The 18,036-nt window shown below is 45.5% G+C and carries 11 protein-coding genes and 1 tRNA gene; 5 read left to right on the top strand and 7 right to left on the bottom strand.

Features of this window, described 5'->3' with window-relative positions; translation table 11 throughout:
- The first annotated feature begins 235 nt into the window (after nucleotides 1-235).
- Both lptF and lptG read left to right on the top strand, forming a co-directional pair.
- Nucleotides 236-1,339, top strand: a complete 1,104-nt coding sequence (lptF, locus tag GN208_RS09365) for an LPS export ABC transporter permease LptF (protein WP_015422306.1) — start codon at nucleotides 236-238, stop codon at nucleotides 1,337-1,339.
- Complete coding sequence (lptG, locus tag GN208_RS09360; RefSeq protein WP_004234617.1) at nucleotides 1,339-2,421, top strand: LPS export ABC transporter permease LptG; 1,083 nt, start codon at nucleotides 1,339-1,341, stop codon at nucleotides 2,419-2,421. Before lptF ends, lptG begins: the two co-directional genes overlap by 1 nt.
- A 58-nt stretch (nucleotides 2,422-2,479) precedes the next feature.
- On the opposite strand, the gene rtcR is transcribed toward lptG, so the two are convergent.
- Complete coding sequence (gene rtcR, locus GN208_RS09355; RefSeq protein WP_004234618.1) at nucleotides 2,480-4,066, bottom strand: RNA repair transcriptional activator RtcR; 1,587 nt, start codon at nucleotides 4,064-4,066, stop codon at nucleotides 2,480-2,482.
- Nucleotides 4,067-4,260: 194 nt separating this feature from the next.
- Here rtcR and GN208_RS09350 point away from each other — a divergent pair, with 194 nt between their 5' ends.
- A complete protein-coding gene (locus tag GN208_RS09350; RefSeq protein ID WP_004234619.1) occupies nucleotides 4,261-5,487 on the top strand; it encodes an RtcB family protein in 1,227 nt (408 codons plus the stop codon).
- 60 nt (nucleotides 5,488-5,547) lie between these two features.
- Here GN208_RS09350 and ampH read toward each other — a convergent pair whose 3' ends face one another.
- Complete coding sequence (gene ampH / locus GN208_RS09345; RefSeq protein ID WP_004234620.1) at nucleotides 5,548-6,771, bottom strand: D-alanyl-D-alanine-carboxypeptidase/endopeptidase AmpH; 1,224 nt, start codon at nucleotides 6,769-6,771, stop codon at nucleotides 5,548-5,550.
- 396 nt (nucleotides 6,772-7,167) lie between these two features.
- Here ampH and GN208_RS09340 point away from each other — a divergent pair.
- Both GN208_RS09340 and GN208_RS09335 read left to right on the top strand, forming a co-directional pair.
- Nucleotides 7,168-7,252: transfer RNA gene (locus tag GN208_RS09340), tRNA-Leu, on the top strand.
- Nucleotides 7,253-7,451: 199 nt separating this feature from the next.
- Nucleotides 7,452-8,705 (top strand): integrase arm-type DNA-binding domain-containing protein, encoded by a 1,254-nt coding sequence (locus GN208_RS09335; protein WP_219274464.1) that lies wholly within the window; start codon nucleotides 7,452-7,454, stop codon nucleotides 8,703-8,705.
- An 82-nt stretch (nucleotides 8,706-8,787) separates the two neighbouring features.
- Here GN208_RS09335 and GN208_RS09330 read toward each other — a convergent pair whose 3' ends face one another.
- The 5 genes from GN208_RS09330 to GN208_RS09310 all read right to left on the bottom strand — a co-directional run bounded on the left by GN208_RS09330 (nucleotide 8,788) and on the right by GN208_RS09310 (nucleotide 17,786).
- Nucleotides 8,788-9,687, bottom strand: coding sequence for a hypothetical protein (locus tag GN208_RS09330; protein ID WP_117145816.1), 900 nt, complete (start codon nucleotides 9,685-9,687; stop codon nucleotides 8,788-8,790).
- Entirely contained in the window at nucleotides 9,687-11,477 is a 1,791-nt protein-coding gene (locus tag GN208_RS09325) for an AAA family ATPase (protein WP_243828350.1), read from the bottom strand. Before GN208_RS09325 ends, GN208_RS09330 begins: the two co-directional genes overlap by 1 nt.
- On the bottom strand, nucleotides 11,474-12,652 hold the full coding sequence (locus tag GN208_RS18120; RefSeq protein WP_232959450.1) for a restriction endonuclease subunit S: 1,179 nt from the start codon (nucleotides 12,650-12,652) through the stop codon (nucleotides 11,474-11,476). Before GN208_RS18120 ends, GN208_RS09325 begins: the two co-directional genes overlap by 4 nt.
- Nucleotides 12,649-14,271 carry a type I restriction-modification system subunit M gene (locus GN208_RS09315; RefSeq protein WP_112201917.1) on the bottom strand — a complete coding sequence of 541 codons (1,623 nt, stop codon included), beginning with the start codon at nucleotides 14,269-14,271 and terminating at the stop codon, nucleotides 12,649-12,651. Before GN208_RS09315 ends, GN208_RS18120 begins: the two co-directional genes overlap by 4 nt.
- A gap of 86 nt (nucleotides 14,272-14,357) precedes the next feature.
- Entirely contained in the window at nucleotides 14,358-17,786 is a 3,429-nt protein-coding gene (locus GN208_RS09310; protein ID WP_232959451.1) for a DEAD/DEAH box helicase family protein, read from the bottom strand.
- Between the last annotated feature and the right edge of the window lie 250 nt (nucleotides 17,787-18,036).

Genomic DNA, 18,036 nt, shown 5'->3' with positions numbered 1-18,036 from the left:
TAGCGTTCGCACTAATCTGCACCATCGATTATAAACAGTTTATGATAAGCTGTGTGCGCACTTTATGAGTCCTGAATCTCATGAAAATTCCGTTTCTTTCCTGACAGGAAGGAAAAAGCGTAGTCTGATACCGGAATCATCCTCAGGCCGGCAAAATAATGCACACAAATAGTCAACACAGAACGAAGTTAGCTATTTTCATGCAAAAACACAAGTTTTCACAGGCGTATTAAGCGTGATCATTATTAGATATCTGGTAAGAGAAACATTAAAAGCACAGATTGCGATTCTGTTTATCCTGTTGCTTATCTTCTTTTGTCAAAAACTGGTTGAAGTCCTGGGTGCCGCCGTTGAAGGCAGCATCCCGGCCGGACTCGTCGTGTCACTGCTGGGGCTGGGTATCCCGGAGATGGCGCAGCTCATTCTGCCGCTGAGTCTCTTCCTCGGGTTGCTGATGACCTACAGCAAACTCTATACCGAAAGCGAAATCACCGTGATGCATGCCTGTGGTCTGGGTAATAATGTGCTGGTGAAAGCCGCTATGATCCTGGCGTTCTTTACCGCCATCGTGGCGGCTGTCAATGTAGTCTGGCTGATGCCGTGGTCATCCCAGTATCAGGAAAAGGTTCTGGAGGAAGTCAGAGCCAACCCGGGCGTGACCGCGATGGTCGGCGGGCAGTTTAAAGTCTCTGATGACGGCAGTATGGTGCTCTATCTCGGGGATGTTGACGGTAATAAGTTCACTAATGTCTTTATTGCCCAGCTCTGGGCGAGAAACGAACAGCGTCCGTCCATTGTGGTGGCGGACGGCGGCCATATGACCGAAAAAGAGAACGGTAATCAGGTGGTGGTGCTGGATAAAGGCACCCGTTATGAGGGAACCGCGTATCTGCGTGATTTCCGGATCACGGATTTTACCGATTATCAGGCAATTGTTGATCACCGTGATGCAAAAACCGGTGACAGTAACTACCAGCAGATGACCTTGTCTGAACTATGGAAAGAGACAGACAAAGCAGCCCGCGCGGAATTCCACTGGCGTCTGACTCTGATTTTCTCCGTGGTGGTGATGGCGCTGATGGTAGTACCGCTCTCCGAGGTAAACCCGCGTCAGGGGCGCGTACTGAGTATGCTGCCGGCGATGCTGCTGTATCTGATTTTCTTCCTGCTGCAAAGCTCGCTGCGTTCAAGCGGCGAGAAGGGCAAGCTGGATCCGATGGTCTGGCCGTGGGTGGTTAATCTCAGTTATCTGGCTCTCGCGGTGGTACTGAATCTGTGGAATACCACAGCTGTCCGCCGTCTGCGCTTTGGCTCTGCCCGTGTTCAGGGGGTTGCCTGATGTTTAAAGTACTTGTTCTTGACCGCTACATCGGGCGGACGATTCTGCAATCCATCATGATGACCCTGTTTATGCTGGTGTCATTATCCGGGATTATCAAATTTGTCGATCAACTGCGCAGAGTCGGCCAGGGGGAATACTCCACCTGGGATGCCGGGCTGTATACCATCATGAGTATCCCGAAGGATATTCAGATTTTCTTCCCGATGGCAGCACTGCTCGGGGCTCTGATGGGGCTGGGTGCACTGGCGACCCGCAGTGAGCTGGTGGTGATGCAGGCTTCCGGTTACAGCCGCCTCCAGGTGGCGGGTTCGGTGATGAAAACCGCTATCCCGCTGGTGATCCTGACCATGATTGTCGGTGAATGGCTCGCGCCGTCCGGTGAGCAGTGGGCACGTAACTACCGTGCACAGAAAACAAGCGGCGCGTCTCTGCTGGCAACCAACCGCGGGATGTGGGCCAAAGACGGCAGTGACTTTATCTATATCCAGCGCGTTGACAGCGAAACCCAGCTCAAGGGCATCACACTGTACCGGATGAACGACGACCACAAACTGAAATCTATCCTCAGTGCGGCGGCGGCGGACTACAATTCGGATTCCGATACCTGGACACTGAGTCAGGTACAGGAATCCATTCTGCAGGATACTTATGTGATTGCCGGTGAGCAGAAACTGTCCATGACCTGGCAGACGCAGATGACTCCGGAAAAACTGAGTGTGGCCGCACTGGACCCGGAAGCATTGTCGATAAGCGGCCTGTATCAGTATGTTGATTATTTACAGCAGAGCGGACAGGACGCGGGACGTTATCAGCTGAACCTGTGGAAAAAGGTGTTCGCACCGCTTTCTGTGGCGGTCATGATGCTGATGGCGCTGTCGTTTATCTTCGGGCCGCTGCGTTCGGTAGCGATGGGCGTGCGGGTTGTGACGGGGATTGCCTGCGGATTCGTGTTCTACGTTTCCAATGAGATTTTCGGCTCTCTCAGCCTGACCTATAAGTTCCCGCCGCTACTGGGTGCACTGCTGCCGAGCCTGCTGTTCCTGGCGATCAGTTTATATATGCTGATCAAACGTAAGTAAGCAGTTACGGACATCCGAATCCGGAGCCGGTCAGTGCATACTGACCGGCTCTGTCATTTCAGCGGCCGGTAATCTGTTCCCAGCTGAGATTAAAACGGGCCAGATACTTCCGCAGCCGGTCAGCATCATTGGGTTGTTTCTTCTGCTGACGGGAAACGGCAAACAGTGTGCGACCGGCATCAGAAAGTGTCTGTGAACGGCGGCAGACGGCAATTACAGTTTCCAGCTGCTGACGATCAAATAAATCAATTTCACCCACCCCGGCAGGCAACGTCACCGCTGTTTCCGTGCTGTGCCACTGATTTTTCAGCCGTTCGGTTTCTTCCTCCACCAGTGCGGTGGTGATCCGCCCGTTCTCTGCAAAGGTTGCCATCCGCGTGACAGAGGCACTCAGTTCACGGAAGTTACCGCGCCACAAAGCCGGTGGTGAGCAGGCAAAGGCGAGGTAGTGCTGCCTGGCGTCGGTATCAAACCGGACACGGGTCTGCTGATCGCGGCTGTATTTCGCCAGCTCATAATCCACGTTCGGCTCAATATCCTCGCGCCGCTGTGCCAGTCCCGGCAGTGCAAAGGTCCACATATTGATGCGGGCGTATAAATCCTCACGGAACAGCCCTTCGCTGACCCGCTGTGCCAGATTGCGGTGTGTGCCGGCGATCAGGGAAAAATCACTCTCTGTTTCATGATCCGAGCCGTAAGGGAAAAATCGTTTTTCCTCAATGGCTTTCAGCAGCATTGCCTGTTCGTCGGCGCCCAGCTCGGCAATCTCATCCAGAAACAGGATCCCGCCGTCCGCCTCTTTCAGCAGTCCGCCGCGCGCCTGAACCGCCCCGGTGAATGCCCCTTTCTCATGGCCGAACAGGGCGGACATGGCATTATCGCCGCGCAGTGTGGCGCAGTTCACCTCCACAAAACGCCCTTTTACCTGATGGCGGCTGCGGCGCAGTTCATAAATCCGCCGTGCCAGGAATGATTTTCCGGCACCTGTCGGCCCGGTCAGCAGAACAGGGGCGGCGGAGCGCAGAGCAACACGCTCGATTTTATCGATCATGGTATTAAATCCGGCATTGCGCGTGGCGATGCCGGACTTCAGAAACGCGACCTGTGCCTGCTGCTCTTTCTGAAAGCGTCCGGTGATCTGTGTATAGCGGCTGAGATCGAGGTCAATAATGGTATACACCCCGGCAGGATCTTTATCCCGCGCATCATGGCGCGGGGCAGTCTGGATAAGACGCGCGGGCAGATAGCTGGCTTCGGTCAGCAGGAACCAGCAAATCTGCACCACATGGGTGCCGGTGGTGATATGCACCAGATACTCTTCATTTTCAGTATCAAACGGGTAGTGAGTGGCAAAGTCCAGCAATGCGGTATATACCTGCTCAAAATCCCACGGGTCGGCAATATCCACCTCGCGCAGCATCACTTCAGTCTGCGGGGAGGCCTGCTCTATATCCTCTTTTACCCGGCCTGCGGTCTGCATATCACCCGGCTGATAAACCAGCTCAAAGCGGTCAATATGCAGATCCGGCTGCTGACACAGCCCGATACTCGGCCGCCATTTATGCCAGCGGTTGGCTTTCTTGCCGCGCCGGTCAAGTACCGTGCCGAGAACACCAATCACAACGTTTTTCTTTGCGGATGACATGATTTATCTTTCCGGATAAAAGACGATATTAAAAGATAAAAACAGCATACGGGATTTCAGAGCAGGATGTTATCTTAAAAATCGATGTAATTAATTATTCTTTAAATATCATAAAGATAAATAAATTTTTCCGATTAAACAAAACTGGCACACTTATCGCAATACTACCGGTACCAAACGAAAGGAATGTAAAAATGATAAGTCGTGATTTTAATGAACTGATTCAGGAAAACAGTGCGCCGGTAAAATTGTGGACAAACGGTGTACCGGTGGATCCGAAAGCGGTACTGCAATTGCAGAATACGGCAAAAATGCCCTTTATTTTTAAACACCTGGCGGTAATGCCGGATGTGCATGTCGGTAAGGGATCGACTATCGGCAGTGTTATCCCGACCAAAGGCGCGATTATCCCGGCCGCTGTCGGCGTGGATATCGGCTGCGGAATGATTGCGGTGAAAACCTCACTGACCGCGTCCGACCTGCCGGATAGCCTGCAAAATATCCGCTTTGCCATTGAGGCCGCGGTACCGCACGGACGAACTACTGAACGTCACGGACGGGATAAGGGAACCTGGAAAAATGTCCCGGATATTGTTGATAACCACTGGATGCAGCTGGATGAGCAGTTCCGCCGTATCTGCGATAAATACCCGAAACTGCGTAATACCAACAACTACAAACATCTGGGAACGCTGGGAACCGGGAACCACTTTATCGAACTGTGCCTGGATGAGACAGATTTTGTCTGGGTGATGCTGCACAGCGGGTCACGCGGTGTCGGTAATGCCATCGGCAACCTGTTTATCTCGCTGGCACAAAAAGATATGCAGACGCACATTGCCAATCTGCCGGATCGCGATCTGGCGTATTTCGAAGAGGGAAGCGTGCATTTTAACGATTATATGGAAGCGGTCGGCTGGGCGCAGGATTTTGCCCGTCATAACCGTGAAGTGATGATGCACCGCGTGCTGGAAGCACTGTCCCGCGAAATCACCAAACCGTTCACCACACAGCAGGAAGCCGTAAACTGCCACCATAACTATGTGCAGAAAGAACAGCATTTTGGTGAGGAAGTTCTGGTAACACGAAAAGGGGCGGTATCGGCACAAAAAGGGCAGATGGGGATCATCCCGGGCTCTATGGGCGCGAAAAGCTACATTGTGCGCGGACGCGGAAACGAAGAAAGCTTCTGCTCATGCAGCCATGGTGCAGGTCGTGTGATGAGCCGTACCGAAGCGAAAAAACGCTTCTCAGTGGCAGACCAGCAGCGCGCTACTGCTCATGTGGAGTGCCGTAAAGACAGCGATGTGATCGACGAGATCCCGATGGCGTACAAAGATATCGATGCGGTGATGACCGCACAGTCATCACTGGTGGAAATTGTGCATACACTGCGTCAGGTGGTGTGTGTGAAGGGGTAAGGAAACAGTCACTGCATATACAGAACATGCCCGCGCCTGATGCGGGCATGCTCTTTTGTATCACAGGTAATTACGGGTATGCAGATCTGCCAGGGAGCGGACCAGGTCATTGACACCATTTGGTAACGGACTGAATTTACTACCGTCTTTGCGGGTCATCACCACGAATACACCGATATTTTTCTCCGGTATCATCGCCATATAGGTATTAAATCCGCCGCCGCCGCCGGTTTTCTGATAAATCGCCGGAATATCCCCGACCGGCGCCAGATACACCCAGCCGAGACCCAGACCGTCAGCCTCACCGGCAACGTCCATCCCTTTAATTTCATTCAGATGACCACGTTTAAAATAGATGGTCTGCTCTTTGGTGGCCGTCGCTTTGCGCTGCGTGTTACCGGAAGAGAGGAAACGCTGCATCCACTTCTGCATATCCGCCGGGGTGGAATACACACCGCCGCTGCCGATAGCGGCCAGCGTGCTGTAACAATCACTCGGTTTAAACCCGACCATCAGCCGCTTACACTGCGCGGCAGACGGATTATAGGTCGTATCTTTCATACCCGCCGGTTGTGTCACATAGTGGCGGAACAGCTCGCTGTACGGACGATTTCCGGCTTTTTCCAGGGCATCTGCCAGTAAATCATAGGCCAGATTGGAATACGCGGCTTCCGTTCCCGGCTGAGCCGTCAGTTTGGCGGTTTTCAGCCAGGTCCAGCGCTGATCACGGCTCGGCCAGGTAAATACCGGACGACCCCATTTCCCGCCGGGCTGCTCACGCGGCAGGATACTGGTATGACTTGCCAGGTGGAACAGGCGGATCGGCTTGCCGTTATAGGACGGCACGGAGGACTGTTTATAACTGTATTTCTGCAGCGGATCATTGAGATTCACCAGGCCGTCATCCGCCATCTTCACCATCACTTCGCTGGTCATCAGCTTACTGACGGACGCAATGCGGATCAGCGAATCCGTCCGTGGCTTAATACCATTTCCGGGACGGGTCTCGCCGTAGCTGCGGTGAAACACTTCGTTATTATCAATCACCACCATAAACATACCGCGGGCATCGGTTTCGGAGAAAATCTTCTCACCGATCTCATCGACCAGCTGTGGTGCCAGCTTCAGTGCTTCCGGATTGCTTTCAACGATAGACCAGTCAAGCGGCGGACGTTCGGCAGACGCTTGACTGTGTTTCTCCGGCTGCGAAGAACAGGCGGACAGCGCGATAGCCAGCAGCGATAACGGCATCAGGCGTACAATATGACGGTGTAATTTACTCATGATAATTCAACAGCCTTCCATGCAGACACAGGGATATGACACTGTAAGTCAGTTATTTTTTGAAGATACGTAACAGGATACCAATGACGATACCAATAAAAATACCTGTCGCAACCCATCCGGCAAAGCCCATACCCACCTCACATTTATCGGGAACCGGAGAGGATTATATAAGCAATTGTATTGATGTCTATTCATCCGGGGCACAATCGCGGCAAATAAAAAAATATTATTATTCAGTGCGGAAATAAAGCGGGATTCTCCCGCCACCGCACAAATCCCGTATCCTGCTGAAACGCCGTCTTTTTAACCACTCAGCAAACCGCCTCAGTGATAGTTGTTGCACCACAGAGTGCCGCAAGTATAATAACGACGTTTTCCAGAACACACTTCTGTGCCGGAGTGGCGGAATTGGTAGACGCAGTTGATTCAAAATCAACCGCCCACGGGCGTGCCGGTTCGATTCCGGCCTTCGGCACCATCGGAACATCAATAGACGTCAACGGACGTCTTTTTTTGTGCCTGAAATCCGCGCCACACAAGGCTTTCCGCGATTATCCTTTCAACAGCAGTCAATCTAAGTCAACCCACATCAAGTCGCTTGTGAGTATAGAACCGAGTATATATGCTGGTTCGATAATGGTTGTATACTCACAGCGGCACATGGAAGGAGAACTTTTATGGCTCTGACAGATACTAAAGTACGTTCTGCGAAACCGCAGGAAAAGGAGTACACCCTTGTCGATGGGGATGGCATGTTTTTGCTTATTCACCCTAACGGCTCAAAATACTGGCGCTTCCGCTTTCGTTTTGGTGGTAAGCAGCACCTGATGGCTTTTGGGGTTTACCCTGAAACTTCACTGGCTGGTGCTCGTCAAAAGAGAGAAGAGGCCAGAAAGCTTGTTGCTGCAGGTATCGATCCTCGCGAGCATAAGCGTGCTGTAAAAGAGGTGCAGGCAATTACCTTTGAATCTGTTGCCAGAGATTGGCACGCTAGCAATCAAAAGTGGTCTGAGTCGCATAGTGGCCGTGTTCTTAAAAGTCTGGAAGATAATCTGTTCGATACGATTGGTAAGCGGAATATCGCTGAGTTAAAAACCAGAGATTTACTTATTCCCATTAAAGCCGTAGAGATGTCTGGACGTCTTGAGGTGGCGGCACGTCTACAACAACGAACTACAGCAATTATGCGGTTTGCCGTGCAGAGCGGTTTAATCGATTATAACCCTGCCCAAGAGATCGCTGGAGCAGTTGCCACAGCTAAACGACAGCATCGTGCTGCGCTAGAACTTAATCGTATTCCTGAACTACTTCATCGTATCGATACATATACCGGCAGACCGCTAACACGCTTAGCTGTGGAGCTGACGTTGTTAGTCTTCATCCGCTCTAGTGAACTACGTTTTGCTCGCTGGTCAGAAGTCGATTTTGAATCGGCAATGTGGACGATTCCGGGAGAGCGTGAACATTTGGAAGGTGTGAAGCATTCACATCGAGGTTCGAAAATGCGGACTCCACATCTTGTACCCTTATCACGGCAAGCTCTCGCCATTCTGGAAAAGATCAAATGCATGAACGGGAACCGAGAGCTGATTTTCGTGGGCGATCACGATCCGCGTAAGCCGATGAGTGAGAACACGGTGAACAAGGCGCTGAGGGTGATGGGCTATGATACGAAGGTTGAGGTTTGTGGGCATGGTTTCAGGACTATGGCATGTAGTTCATTAATTGAGTCGGGATTGTGGTCGAAGGATGCGGTAGAGCGGCAGATGAGTCACCAGGAACGTAACTCTGTGCGCGCGGCTTACATTCATAAGGCCGAGCATTTGGGGGAGCGCAGGCTAATGCTGCAATGGTGGGCGGACTATCTGGATGTGAATCGGGAGAAGGTGGTTAGCCCGTTTGAATTTGGTAGGATTAGATTGAATAATTAAAATTTTTGATGTGTTTTCTTTAAATATATGAAGGGTATTGAGAACCACGAGATTTTATCGTGGTTCTTTCAAATTTTCATGCCTAATAATTAATTATGGCTTCTTCGATTACATTATAATAATTTAAACTTGTGTATTGTAGCCAGTTAATATTATGGTTTTCTTTGTTAAGAATAAATATATCATCTGTAGCATCACTTTCATCAAGACCGTATGGGAAGCAAAAGCCGCCTAACTCTGTTAACAAGTATCTATTATGTAGGGATGGGCCGCCAGCTTTTTCAGATAGAGATCTTATAATAATATTTAGTTCTTTTCCTTCGGGGATGTTTATGTTAACTCGTTGAATATTAAACTTTATATGTTCTGCAGTTGTAGCGTTTTGTTTAGAACCATCGAAAATTATGATGATATTGATTTCGTCATTTGAGTTGTAATTAAATACTGAAGCTACAATAGCTTTAAGTACGTTTAACCATCTATCACTGCCTTTGAAATATGGATCTACTAATATCACTTCAGCAGATAACCTGAGTAAACTTGATGTTGAGCCATCAATGTCTTCAATTGATTTACGTATTCTTTTTTGGAGGGGGTAATTAATTTCTAGGAACCCATTAAAATCTAAATAATTTGGGATGTCTAAATTTTCAGCCGAAACAACATGACCAAAATTATGCTTTTCATTCTCACGTAGTATATTTTCGGACCAATTCAAATCCCCGTTGTATATATTTAATCTTTTTGCTTTGTGAAATTCGCCAATTGAATTTATAAGTTCTATAAGTCTGGTTTTTTCAAGATCGTTAGCGTTAGGATCTTGTGATTCAATAATTTTCCGCTTCATTTTTTTTATTTGAGGAAAATCACAATATATAAATGAACTGCCTAGTGTGAATTTTCTTATGAAATCACTGTAATCTCTCCTATTTTTGGCGAAATCGAGTAACAGAGATGGATTAATTACGCATTCATGTAACATTACATTAACTCCTCTCTTCTTTCTGAAAAGAATCCATGCGGCCAGTGTTCTTTGAATTCTCCATCTTCATCTATATGGATGCGTGTGGCTTGAACTCCATCTATTTTTTCTTCAAGATAAATTATTGAAATGTTGCTTGATATCACAGGAGAGAATCCTGTCGGTAGTTCACTTTCTGTTGTTTGGCGAATGCGTTTGAGCAAGCGAAGTACTAAATGTTCACTATGAGTTTCAATTATAAATCCAACAGAGTGGTTTGCCTGTGTTAATAAGTCCCCTATATCAACTTGTATCCGGGGATGAACATGAAGTTCTGGTTGCTCGCAAGCTATTAATCCTTGCCTACGACTTAATGTTGCAACGACTAATGGCATTAGCTGTGGAATGCCGACTCCGATTTCATTTGGTAAAACGGGAATATTATTGTTTGTATCCCAAAGAGAATATCCAAATTTAGTGGAGATTTCATCAATGTTTTGTTCTGTTTTGTATTTATATAAAGAATCAATTTGTATGTTTAAATTTTTCTCAAGGGATTGGAATGTTTGTTCTTTTAAAATTCGTTTTATTTCTGAAAATCTCTTGTCAACGCGTAATGCAATTCCATAACCAAGGTCCAATTTACATTTATTTGATATCCAATCATTAACTGAATTCATTAACCTTGTATCAGTCAGGCCTAATGCATGCCAGGCTGCTGAACCATCATACCAATCTTTTTGTTGATATTCATATTGATGTTTAAATAATTCATCTGGAACTATGCGAAGTGGCCCAATGCATAAACTTTCTTTTAAAATTCCATATAAGTTATCAATAGGTGCAACCAGTAAATCACTGAGAATCTCTATTACTCTTTCATTAAAACGAATATTTTCTAGGGCTAGCGAAGTTTTTAATTTTTTCCCAATTTTTGGGAGAGCTCCACAATGACATTCAATAGAAATGGGAGCGTGAATTATTTTATATGGTGTAAATGAGTTTTCGTTAATTAACTCTTCGTCAGTAGAGGTAATGTTATTAGTGCTATGCATTCTTGGTTCAGTAATACTTTCATGAAATTCACTTACATATGCATTTTCATTAAAAGTCAGAGAGTTTATTCTATTTTCTAGATTATTATCATAACCTTTATGAACATCTCTATAATCAATGTTTTTTTCGTCAAAAATAGAGAATACAGTTTCTTTTAGAGCTTCATGAATAGATTTCTCCTCATCGATAAGATTTACTAACCACTCATCATGATTGTCAGGCAATAACAATGGGTGTAGAAAATTGATTGCACTCAGTATCGGTTGTTTAAGACCTGAATCACTAGTAATCTCTGCAATGTTTTGATCGTCAAAGGCTACAGTATATCGAGAAATGTATGCGGTTTGTAAGGGTATGGACCAAGCTATTTCAAAATCGATAGACATTTTATCTGCCCCTTCTGAAGGGCTAGATATTCCTATGTTTAAATCCTCGAAAAGATCTTCAATTGCTCCGTAGCTGCTCCCAATACGTCCATCTTTAATGAACTCGATCTTTATTTTTATAGTTTTAGTCAGATCATGTCCATGAACCAATTTTTCAAAACCACCGACATACTTATCGTTTAGTGCTTCTAGCTTTTGAGGGTTGCATTGACCTTTCTCGATTATTTGTTGTAAATAGAAAAGAGCCATCAATACTGAGCTCTTACCGACAGAATTAGGCCCCACTAAGAGAGTTAATGGGGAAAACTCTATGGTTTGCGTTTTCTTAAAGGACCTGAAATTAGTAAGCGATAACTTTGTTAATTTCATATACTTTCCTTTTGATAAAATGATTTATAGCAAATGGAATTGAATAAGTTTTCCAGCTCAACTTTGCTCGCAGTATGTGATAATAATTTTCTTTTTACTGATTTATATATCTTTTCATATGCCATTTGTAGATCCAGGGGTGGTATAAGAATGTTAATATTTTGCATTTCCTGAGCATTAATATTTGCCATGCCAACAATACTTTTACTCATGTTAAGTAATGTATTTTTGCCATGTACAGAGTTCAAATATCCTGAAATGTAATAATTATTTCCATTTTCATTTGGCCTGACTCTAATCAAATATCCAGCAAAAGCCATCTCTTGCTCACTATCAAAAACAGCTGTTTTTCCTACCAACTCTTTGCTGTTGGTTCTATTGAATAATAAGTCACCTCTTTTGACCAGAAACTTTTCTTTATTTTTTTCATCTAAGTCAATATATTTTAGGCTAGTTAAATCCCAATCGCCCTGATAGGTAATATTTCCCATTCTAAGGATAGGATACTTGCCATCTGTTTCAGATGCTTTATCTGATGAGCCATAATTTACAGTACTGACTAGATCTCTAATAGTACCAATAGGAAAATTTTTTGAATTATTTTCTGGGTCACCAAACATATCCAAAAATTTTGCACGCAGAAAATCGTCGGCAAGTTTGATGGCCTGAACTCGTTTAATACGTATAGTATTTACTATATCAAGCGTATCTGCGATTTTTTTCTGAATGTGTAAAGGGGGGAGCGGTACATTCAGTGAGTTTATAAAAGGTAATGTAATACCTTTAACTGTAGCTCCTTTTCCTTCGCTCTCGATGTAGCGACTTTGAGATTCTAGCCATCGTAAAAGATAACGTTTATCAACAATATTAGTATCTTTAACGAAAAGAGCTTTCAGATCCTGATTTATAGCAATATCGATTAAATTTATAGCTACCTTGCCTAATGCCATTCTGCTTGGGATAATAATGTTACCGGCAGGGATTATGTTGGTAGCCGAATTTCTTGCTCCTAGAACGGTGATGCTGTCTATTGTCGATGAGATCTCTGATGATTTAAAATCCTTAACAGATGCCCAAGGGATATCTCCGCCCCAATATTCAGGGTTATTTTTATCAGGTGTACCGCCACCTTTAATGTCTACAAGCTCACCTAATTTTACAGTCGGCCATTTCACAGCATTTTCTCCAATTCTTCCAAATCAATAAGAATCTCTTTCTCCAAGGATTTCAATCGATTCAATATCAGTTTAGGGTCTTCATGCTGTTCATCTTCATAAATTACTTTCTTATATCGATTAATAGAGAGATCATATTTCTCTGCTGATATATCGGCTTTTGAAACTATAAACGCAGACTGAGTACGGTCTTGGTAATTAGAAGTAATATTAATTCCTTGCGGGTATTGCTGTTTCAGAAGAGAGCTAAATTTCTCTCCGATAAAATTATCTGTTGGTAAACCTTTATTCAGGCGGTAGTGCTTCCAGCTAGCAATAAGATGGGGCAGATCATTTTCTTTAACTGGATTGCGTTTATCGTCCAAGCTGTAGCCATCGTTATGCAGGTCGTAGAACCATACGTTATCAGTTTGCCCACCTTTAGTGAAAATGAGTATGGCTGTTGCCACACCGGCGTAAGGCTTAAACACACCGGAAGGCAGGTTGATAACAGCTTCAAGTTGGTTATCCTCCACTAGTGTCTTACGTAGTGACTGATGTGCTTTACTGGAACCGAATAGAACGCCTTGAGGTATAATCGTCGCACTACGACCACCAACCTTCAGCATCTGCAGAATACGCGCTAAAAACAGCAACTCGGTTTTCTTTGTTTTGACGGTTGCTAACAAAGAAGGGTCAATGTCTTCTTCATCTAATGAACCCGTGAACGGTGGGTTTGCCAAAATCAAGTTAAATGCATTCTTACTGGCCTGAGGGAAGTTATCGTTAAAACTCTGACTCATTGTGTCCTGATAATGAATATCCGGATGTTCTACGCCATGCATAATCAGGTTCATTGCTGCGATGCGCAGCATGGTGGTATCAAAGTCGTATCCATGGAACATATTCTGATCAACGTGGGTACGGTATGCCGTAAGCAGATCACCGGTATATATTTTCTGTTCTTCCAACTCACCACGTTCGTTCACACCTAATTCACTATGAATCGACTCTAGGGAGCTGTATTTCTCCAGTAGATACTCATAGCTAGTTGCCAAAAAACCACCAGTACCACAAGCAGGATCACAAATTTTTTCATTACGAGCCGGATTAGGCTCCATCATCTCTACGACGGCGCGGATAATGTGGCGGGGCGTACGGAACTGACCATTAATGCCAGCGGTCGTGAGTTTACTGAGCAAGTATTCATATAAATCACCCTTGGTATCACCACGATCCAACGGCAAGTTTTTGATCATCTCGACTGCTTTGGTCAACAGTGACGGTTTTACTATCTCTAGGCGGGCATCTTTCATAAAGTTGCCTAACAGTGAATCACTGTTGCCTAATGTCCGAAAATGCTGGAACACACCGTCACGCACTACTTCCATCATTTCATCGGCACCTAGATTGCTGTACTGGCTGAAACGAAACTCTTGTTGTTCAGGGGCAAAGCGTGGCTTGAAATCGATGTTTGTCAGTTGTTTCCGCTTTTCGTCCTTCAGCTCAAGGCTGTCGAGCATCCGGGAGTACATCAGGTAAGTGATCTGCTCGATCACCGTCAGGGGGTTAGTGATGCCGCCAACCCAAAAATCTTCCCATAAGTTATCAATGCTGCTTTTTAGTTCTCTTGTGATCATAAAGTTTCTTTAATTCGCATTTATCGCTACCGATGGCAGCTCTGAAAAGTGAAAGCCTTGGGATTCACGAGGCTTGAATGGGAGCATTATAGCGTCGGTGATGGAATGACTACACCCAACTCTTCTACGATTTTTTGCAAGGTCACGATCTGTTGCATATTCGGGAAGATTCCGGTGATACCCTCACCATGTATCTGGGTAAATGGCTGTTCGAAGAGCTGTTTCATCTCGATAGTACCGTAATCACGGATATAGTTTTTGAGCATCTCTAGGAAACGAATCTGCTGACTGTTAAGGTGATTTTCAGATGCAAACATAGCGAAGCGCTCGGCAACAGCTTGCCCATCCATACCGATAATCGTGCGTAACAGCTTATCCAGACTGGCAGTTGCTTGTGGAAAGAAGCTTTTCAAATCGCGAATATCGACGTTAGGATTTTGAATTAGAACAAGTTTTGTCAATTCTTCCAGCTCTTCAGATGTTACTGGTTCACCATGGCGAATTTTCTTGAGCACAGGGTTTTGCTGGAATAATGGTTCTAGAGCTCCTTGAACCTGTTGACGCCAAAGTCTGAAATCTACAGTTCGGACTTGTGTTTTCCTTATGGAGGTTTCTATCTGAGTTACATCCTCAGTTATATCTACCGTAAGCGTTCCAAATGGAGGTTTGACTTCTTTTTCCATCAGATGCATGATGCCACGCAGATGAACGCGCATGTCTTCGAAATCATCAAAACTAGCTTGTTTCCACCAAGAAAGTTCTCGCAAATTATTAATGCGCTCTCCCTGTTGCTGTACCTGCACCAAATGAGGGGGGAGTCGTTCTAGTTTTTCAACTACGGCAGGCCATAGCCCATCCAGCTCTTCTACGTTGGTGTAGCGTGCAGTTTGTGCAGCTAGCATATCCATATCGAAACGCATGGCGTCACTTTGGCCGCGTACATCTACCCATTGCATTAGTGGCGCAATAAAATCGAATAATACCTGTTGGGTCTGTGGGGCAAATTGTTGCAGAAGCCTTTCATCGCTACATTGTGCTTTTTGCTGCCATCTTTCCTGCACGGCTATGGAATTTTCATCAAGAGCATTAATTTGTACCAATAGCTGCGCGGCTACTCGATTAACTGCTTGTTTATCAAACTTTCGTAATGCTGCCCGACCTAGCTCAATCCATGCCTCGAAACGTTTCTGTGCTAAGGGCTTGCTGGCTGTAATCTCAGCTTCCTCTGTATTTAGTTCGTGATACTCGAAGTTACCCCAGTGATCAAAGATGCGGAATTTCTCTTTATCCAAGGATTTTCCATTCTCATCAACGCCATACAGACCTTTAGCTAAACGCGTTCCACGGCCTATCATTTGCCAGAACTTCACTTTCGATTTAACGGGTTTTGCAAAAACCAAGTTGACGATTTCTGGTACATCGATGCCGGTATCCAACATATCAACAGAAATAGCGATGATAAGTTCTTTATTGGTGCTTTCATCCAACCCCTTAAAATCTTCGATTAGCTGCTCTGACCTGGTTTCCTGATTATCAATAACCTGACAAAAGCGGCCCGCAAACTGCGGATACATTTCATCAAATAGATCTCTCAACAAGATGGCATGGTCGTGCCCTCTAGCGAATATAATCGATTTGCCGGGAAGCTGGCCGTCTTTATCTTTAAGGCCATTTTCCATCAGATTACGTATAATTAACCGGTTAGTGTCTCGGTTATAGATCCGATCATCGATGGCTTTGCTATCAAACTCCAGTGTATTGGGATCAATATTCTGTTCTTCTAGTTCACGTATCTGTGCATTGCTTAAGTTATCCCACCTGATTCCCTCACGTAAAAACTGTGTAGTGTGAGTGACAACTTCATAGGGCACCAGATTGTTGTCTGCGATTGCATCTTCCAGGCTATAGTTCGCCGTAGGAATGCGTCCTTCACAGCCAAACAGCCCGAAAGTGGTTTTGCTGACCATATCAATAGGGGTAGCTGTCAGACCTACCTGTAAAGCATCAAAGTATTTGAACAAATCACCGTATACGTTATAGATGGAACGGTGTGATTCATCAGCAATAATGAGATCGAAATAACCAACATCAAAGCGATCCATGATGTTCATCATCCCTGGATAGGTCGCAATATAGATACGGGCATTAAGCATATCTTTCTTTGGTGATACGCCAACTACATACATAGGGTCACTGATGTATTGTTTAAACGCGTTCCCTGCCTGCTTACGTAGTTCTCTACGGTCGCAAAGGAATAACACACGCTTCACCCAGCGGGCATCAATCATTAGTTTGCTTAAAGCGATAGCAACTCGAGTTTTTCCCGTGCCGGTAGCTTGTACAATGAGAGACTGACGATATTTTTGAGTAAAACGTTCACTTACCCTCGCCAGGGTCTCTTGCTGGTACAAGCGGCCAGCGATAAGCTCACCTTTGCTATCTCTGGCGTGAGGAACTTCATTCAATGGTAAGCGAGTCTCGCGTTGTTGAATCAGATATTGCAGGCTTTCTTTACTGTAGAAACCGAATACTTTACGTGGCGGGTAGCCCTGGGTTTTATGGTCATCCCACAGATAAATATCGTAACCATTGGTATAAAAAATAACAGGTCGTTGGCCGTATTCCTTCTCCAGCCAATCAGCATATAGTCTGGCTTGTGTCCGGCCTTTATCTGGACTGACTTTAGTTTTTTTTGCTTCAATTACGGCAATTGGTTTGTGGCTATCATCCCATAGTACATAATCTGCAAATCCGTTACCTGATGTCGTTGGTTGTTCCTTAACAGGATGCTCCTGAGACACCTGTTCAGTATTGGCTACGTCGGTAGCTACATCCCAGCCTGCAGCAATGAGGCGTGAGTCAATCAGATGGCGGCGAGTCTCAGCTTCATCTAATGATAGAATGTCAGCAACTTGCTGGTTACGCTCTTTTACTTCATGCAGGCGTTGTTCAAGTATTTCTGTTTTTTCCTGCTCTTTTTGCAATGCGCGCTGAAGTGCAATTTCCCGTTCACGAGCACTATCAAGATCTTTGATAGCTGTATCTAAACGTTTTTGCTGTTCCGTAAGATTAACTGAAGTATTTAGGGCATCAGACAATGGAGGTAGAGCAAAAGGTTGGCAGTCATCAACATTCCCCTGAGCGTAACGAACGTAAAGCCATAGCCCTAATAGAAATGCTTCTTTTAACAACCAGTATGCATCCTGAGCTTTAATGGTGCTTCCATGAGCTGCACGATTGCCATGAATGCGCAGAGCATCCATTTTCATCACAATTGCTTCAGGCATGATGCTGGTAAATACAGAAGCATTCATCAGATCATACAAGCTAGCTTTGAACCCTTCAGGTAGGTGTTCCTGTCGGTAGATCCAGCGAACAATTTGCTCGTCATAGTTACGTAGCTTAACTAAGCAACTTTCTGGATCGGAATGGACGTACTGTTCTGCTGCGGTCGCAAGGCTTGCTAAATCAGGCCATTTACTGCGTAACATCTCAAAATTGCGTGACTGCCCCATGAAATCGTTGCCTTATGCAATGGATACAACCAAGTGTTAGGTGATTTTATCACAGCTTTGTAGGTTATTTTTGTGACCTGCAGAAAAGGTTTAACTGTAAATCTGTGCTTATAGTTCAGATAGTTAGAACCATCCAAATGCGTGTGATGAGGATTTAGGAGGGAAGCTGGGAACTATGAAAGTATTATCATCTATGCGATATTTGGGAAGGAGCATCCTCGGGGAATTGCAGCAGATGGCAACTGTGTAT

This window comes from Morganella sp. HSTU-ASny43 (genome assembly GCF_022819185.1).
Lineage (GTDB): Bacteria > Pseudomonadota > Gammaproteobacteria > Enterobacterales > Enterobacteriaceae > Morganella > Morganella morganii.
The sequence above is the reverse complement of the archived record's forward strand: the minus strand, read 5'-3'. Positions and strand labels throughout refer to the sequence as shown.

Excerpts from the sequence above, each read along its gene's own strand:
- GN208_RS09325 (WP_243828350.1), bottom strand. The coding sequence starts at position 11,477 with ATGAAATTAACAAAGTTATCGCTTACTAATTTCAGGTCCTTTAAGAAA.
- GN208_RS09310 (WP_232959451.1), bottom strand. The coding sequence starts at position 17,786 with ATGGGGCAGTCACGCAATTTTGAGATGTTACGCAGTAAATGGCCTGAT.
- ampH (WP_004234620.1), bottom strand. The coding sequence starts at position 6,771 with ATGAGTAAATTACACCGTCATATTGTACGCCTGATGCCGTTATCGCTG.
- GN208_RS09335 (WP_219274464.1), top strand. The coding sequence starts at position 7,452 with ATGGCTCTGACAGATACTAAAGTACGTTCTGCGAAACCGCAGGAAAAG.
- GN208_RS09350 (WP_004234619.1), top strand. The coding sequence starts at position 4,261 with ATGATAAGTCGTGATTTTAATGAACTGATTCAGGAAAACAGTGCGCCG.
- rtcR (WP_004234618.1), bottom strand. The coding sequence starts at position 4,066 with ATGTCATCCGCAAAGAAAAACGTTGTGATTGGTGTTCTCGGCACGGTA.
- GN208_RS09330 (WP_117145816.1), bottom strand. The coding sequence starts at position 9,687 with ATGTTACATGAATGCGTAATTAATCCATCTCTGTTACTCGATTTCGCC.
- lptG (WP_004234617.1), top strand. The coding sequence starts at position 1,339 with ATGTTTAAAGTACTTGTTCTTGACCGCTACATCGGGCGGACGATTCTG.
- GN208_RS09315 (WP_112201917.1), bottom strand. The coding sequence starts at position 14,271 with ATGATCACAAGAGAACTAAAAAGCAGCATTGATAACTTATGGGAAGAT.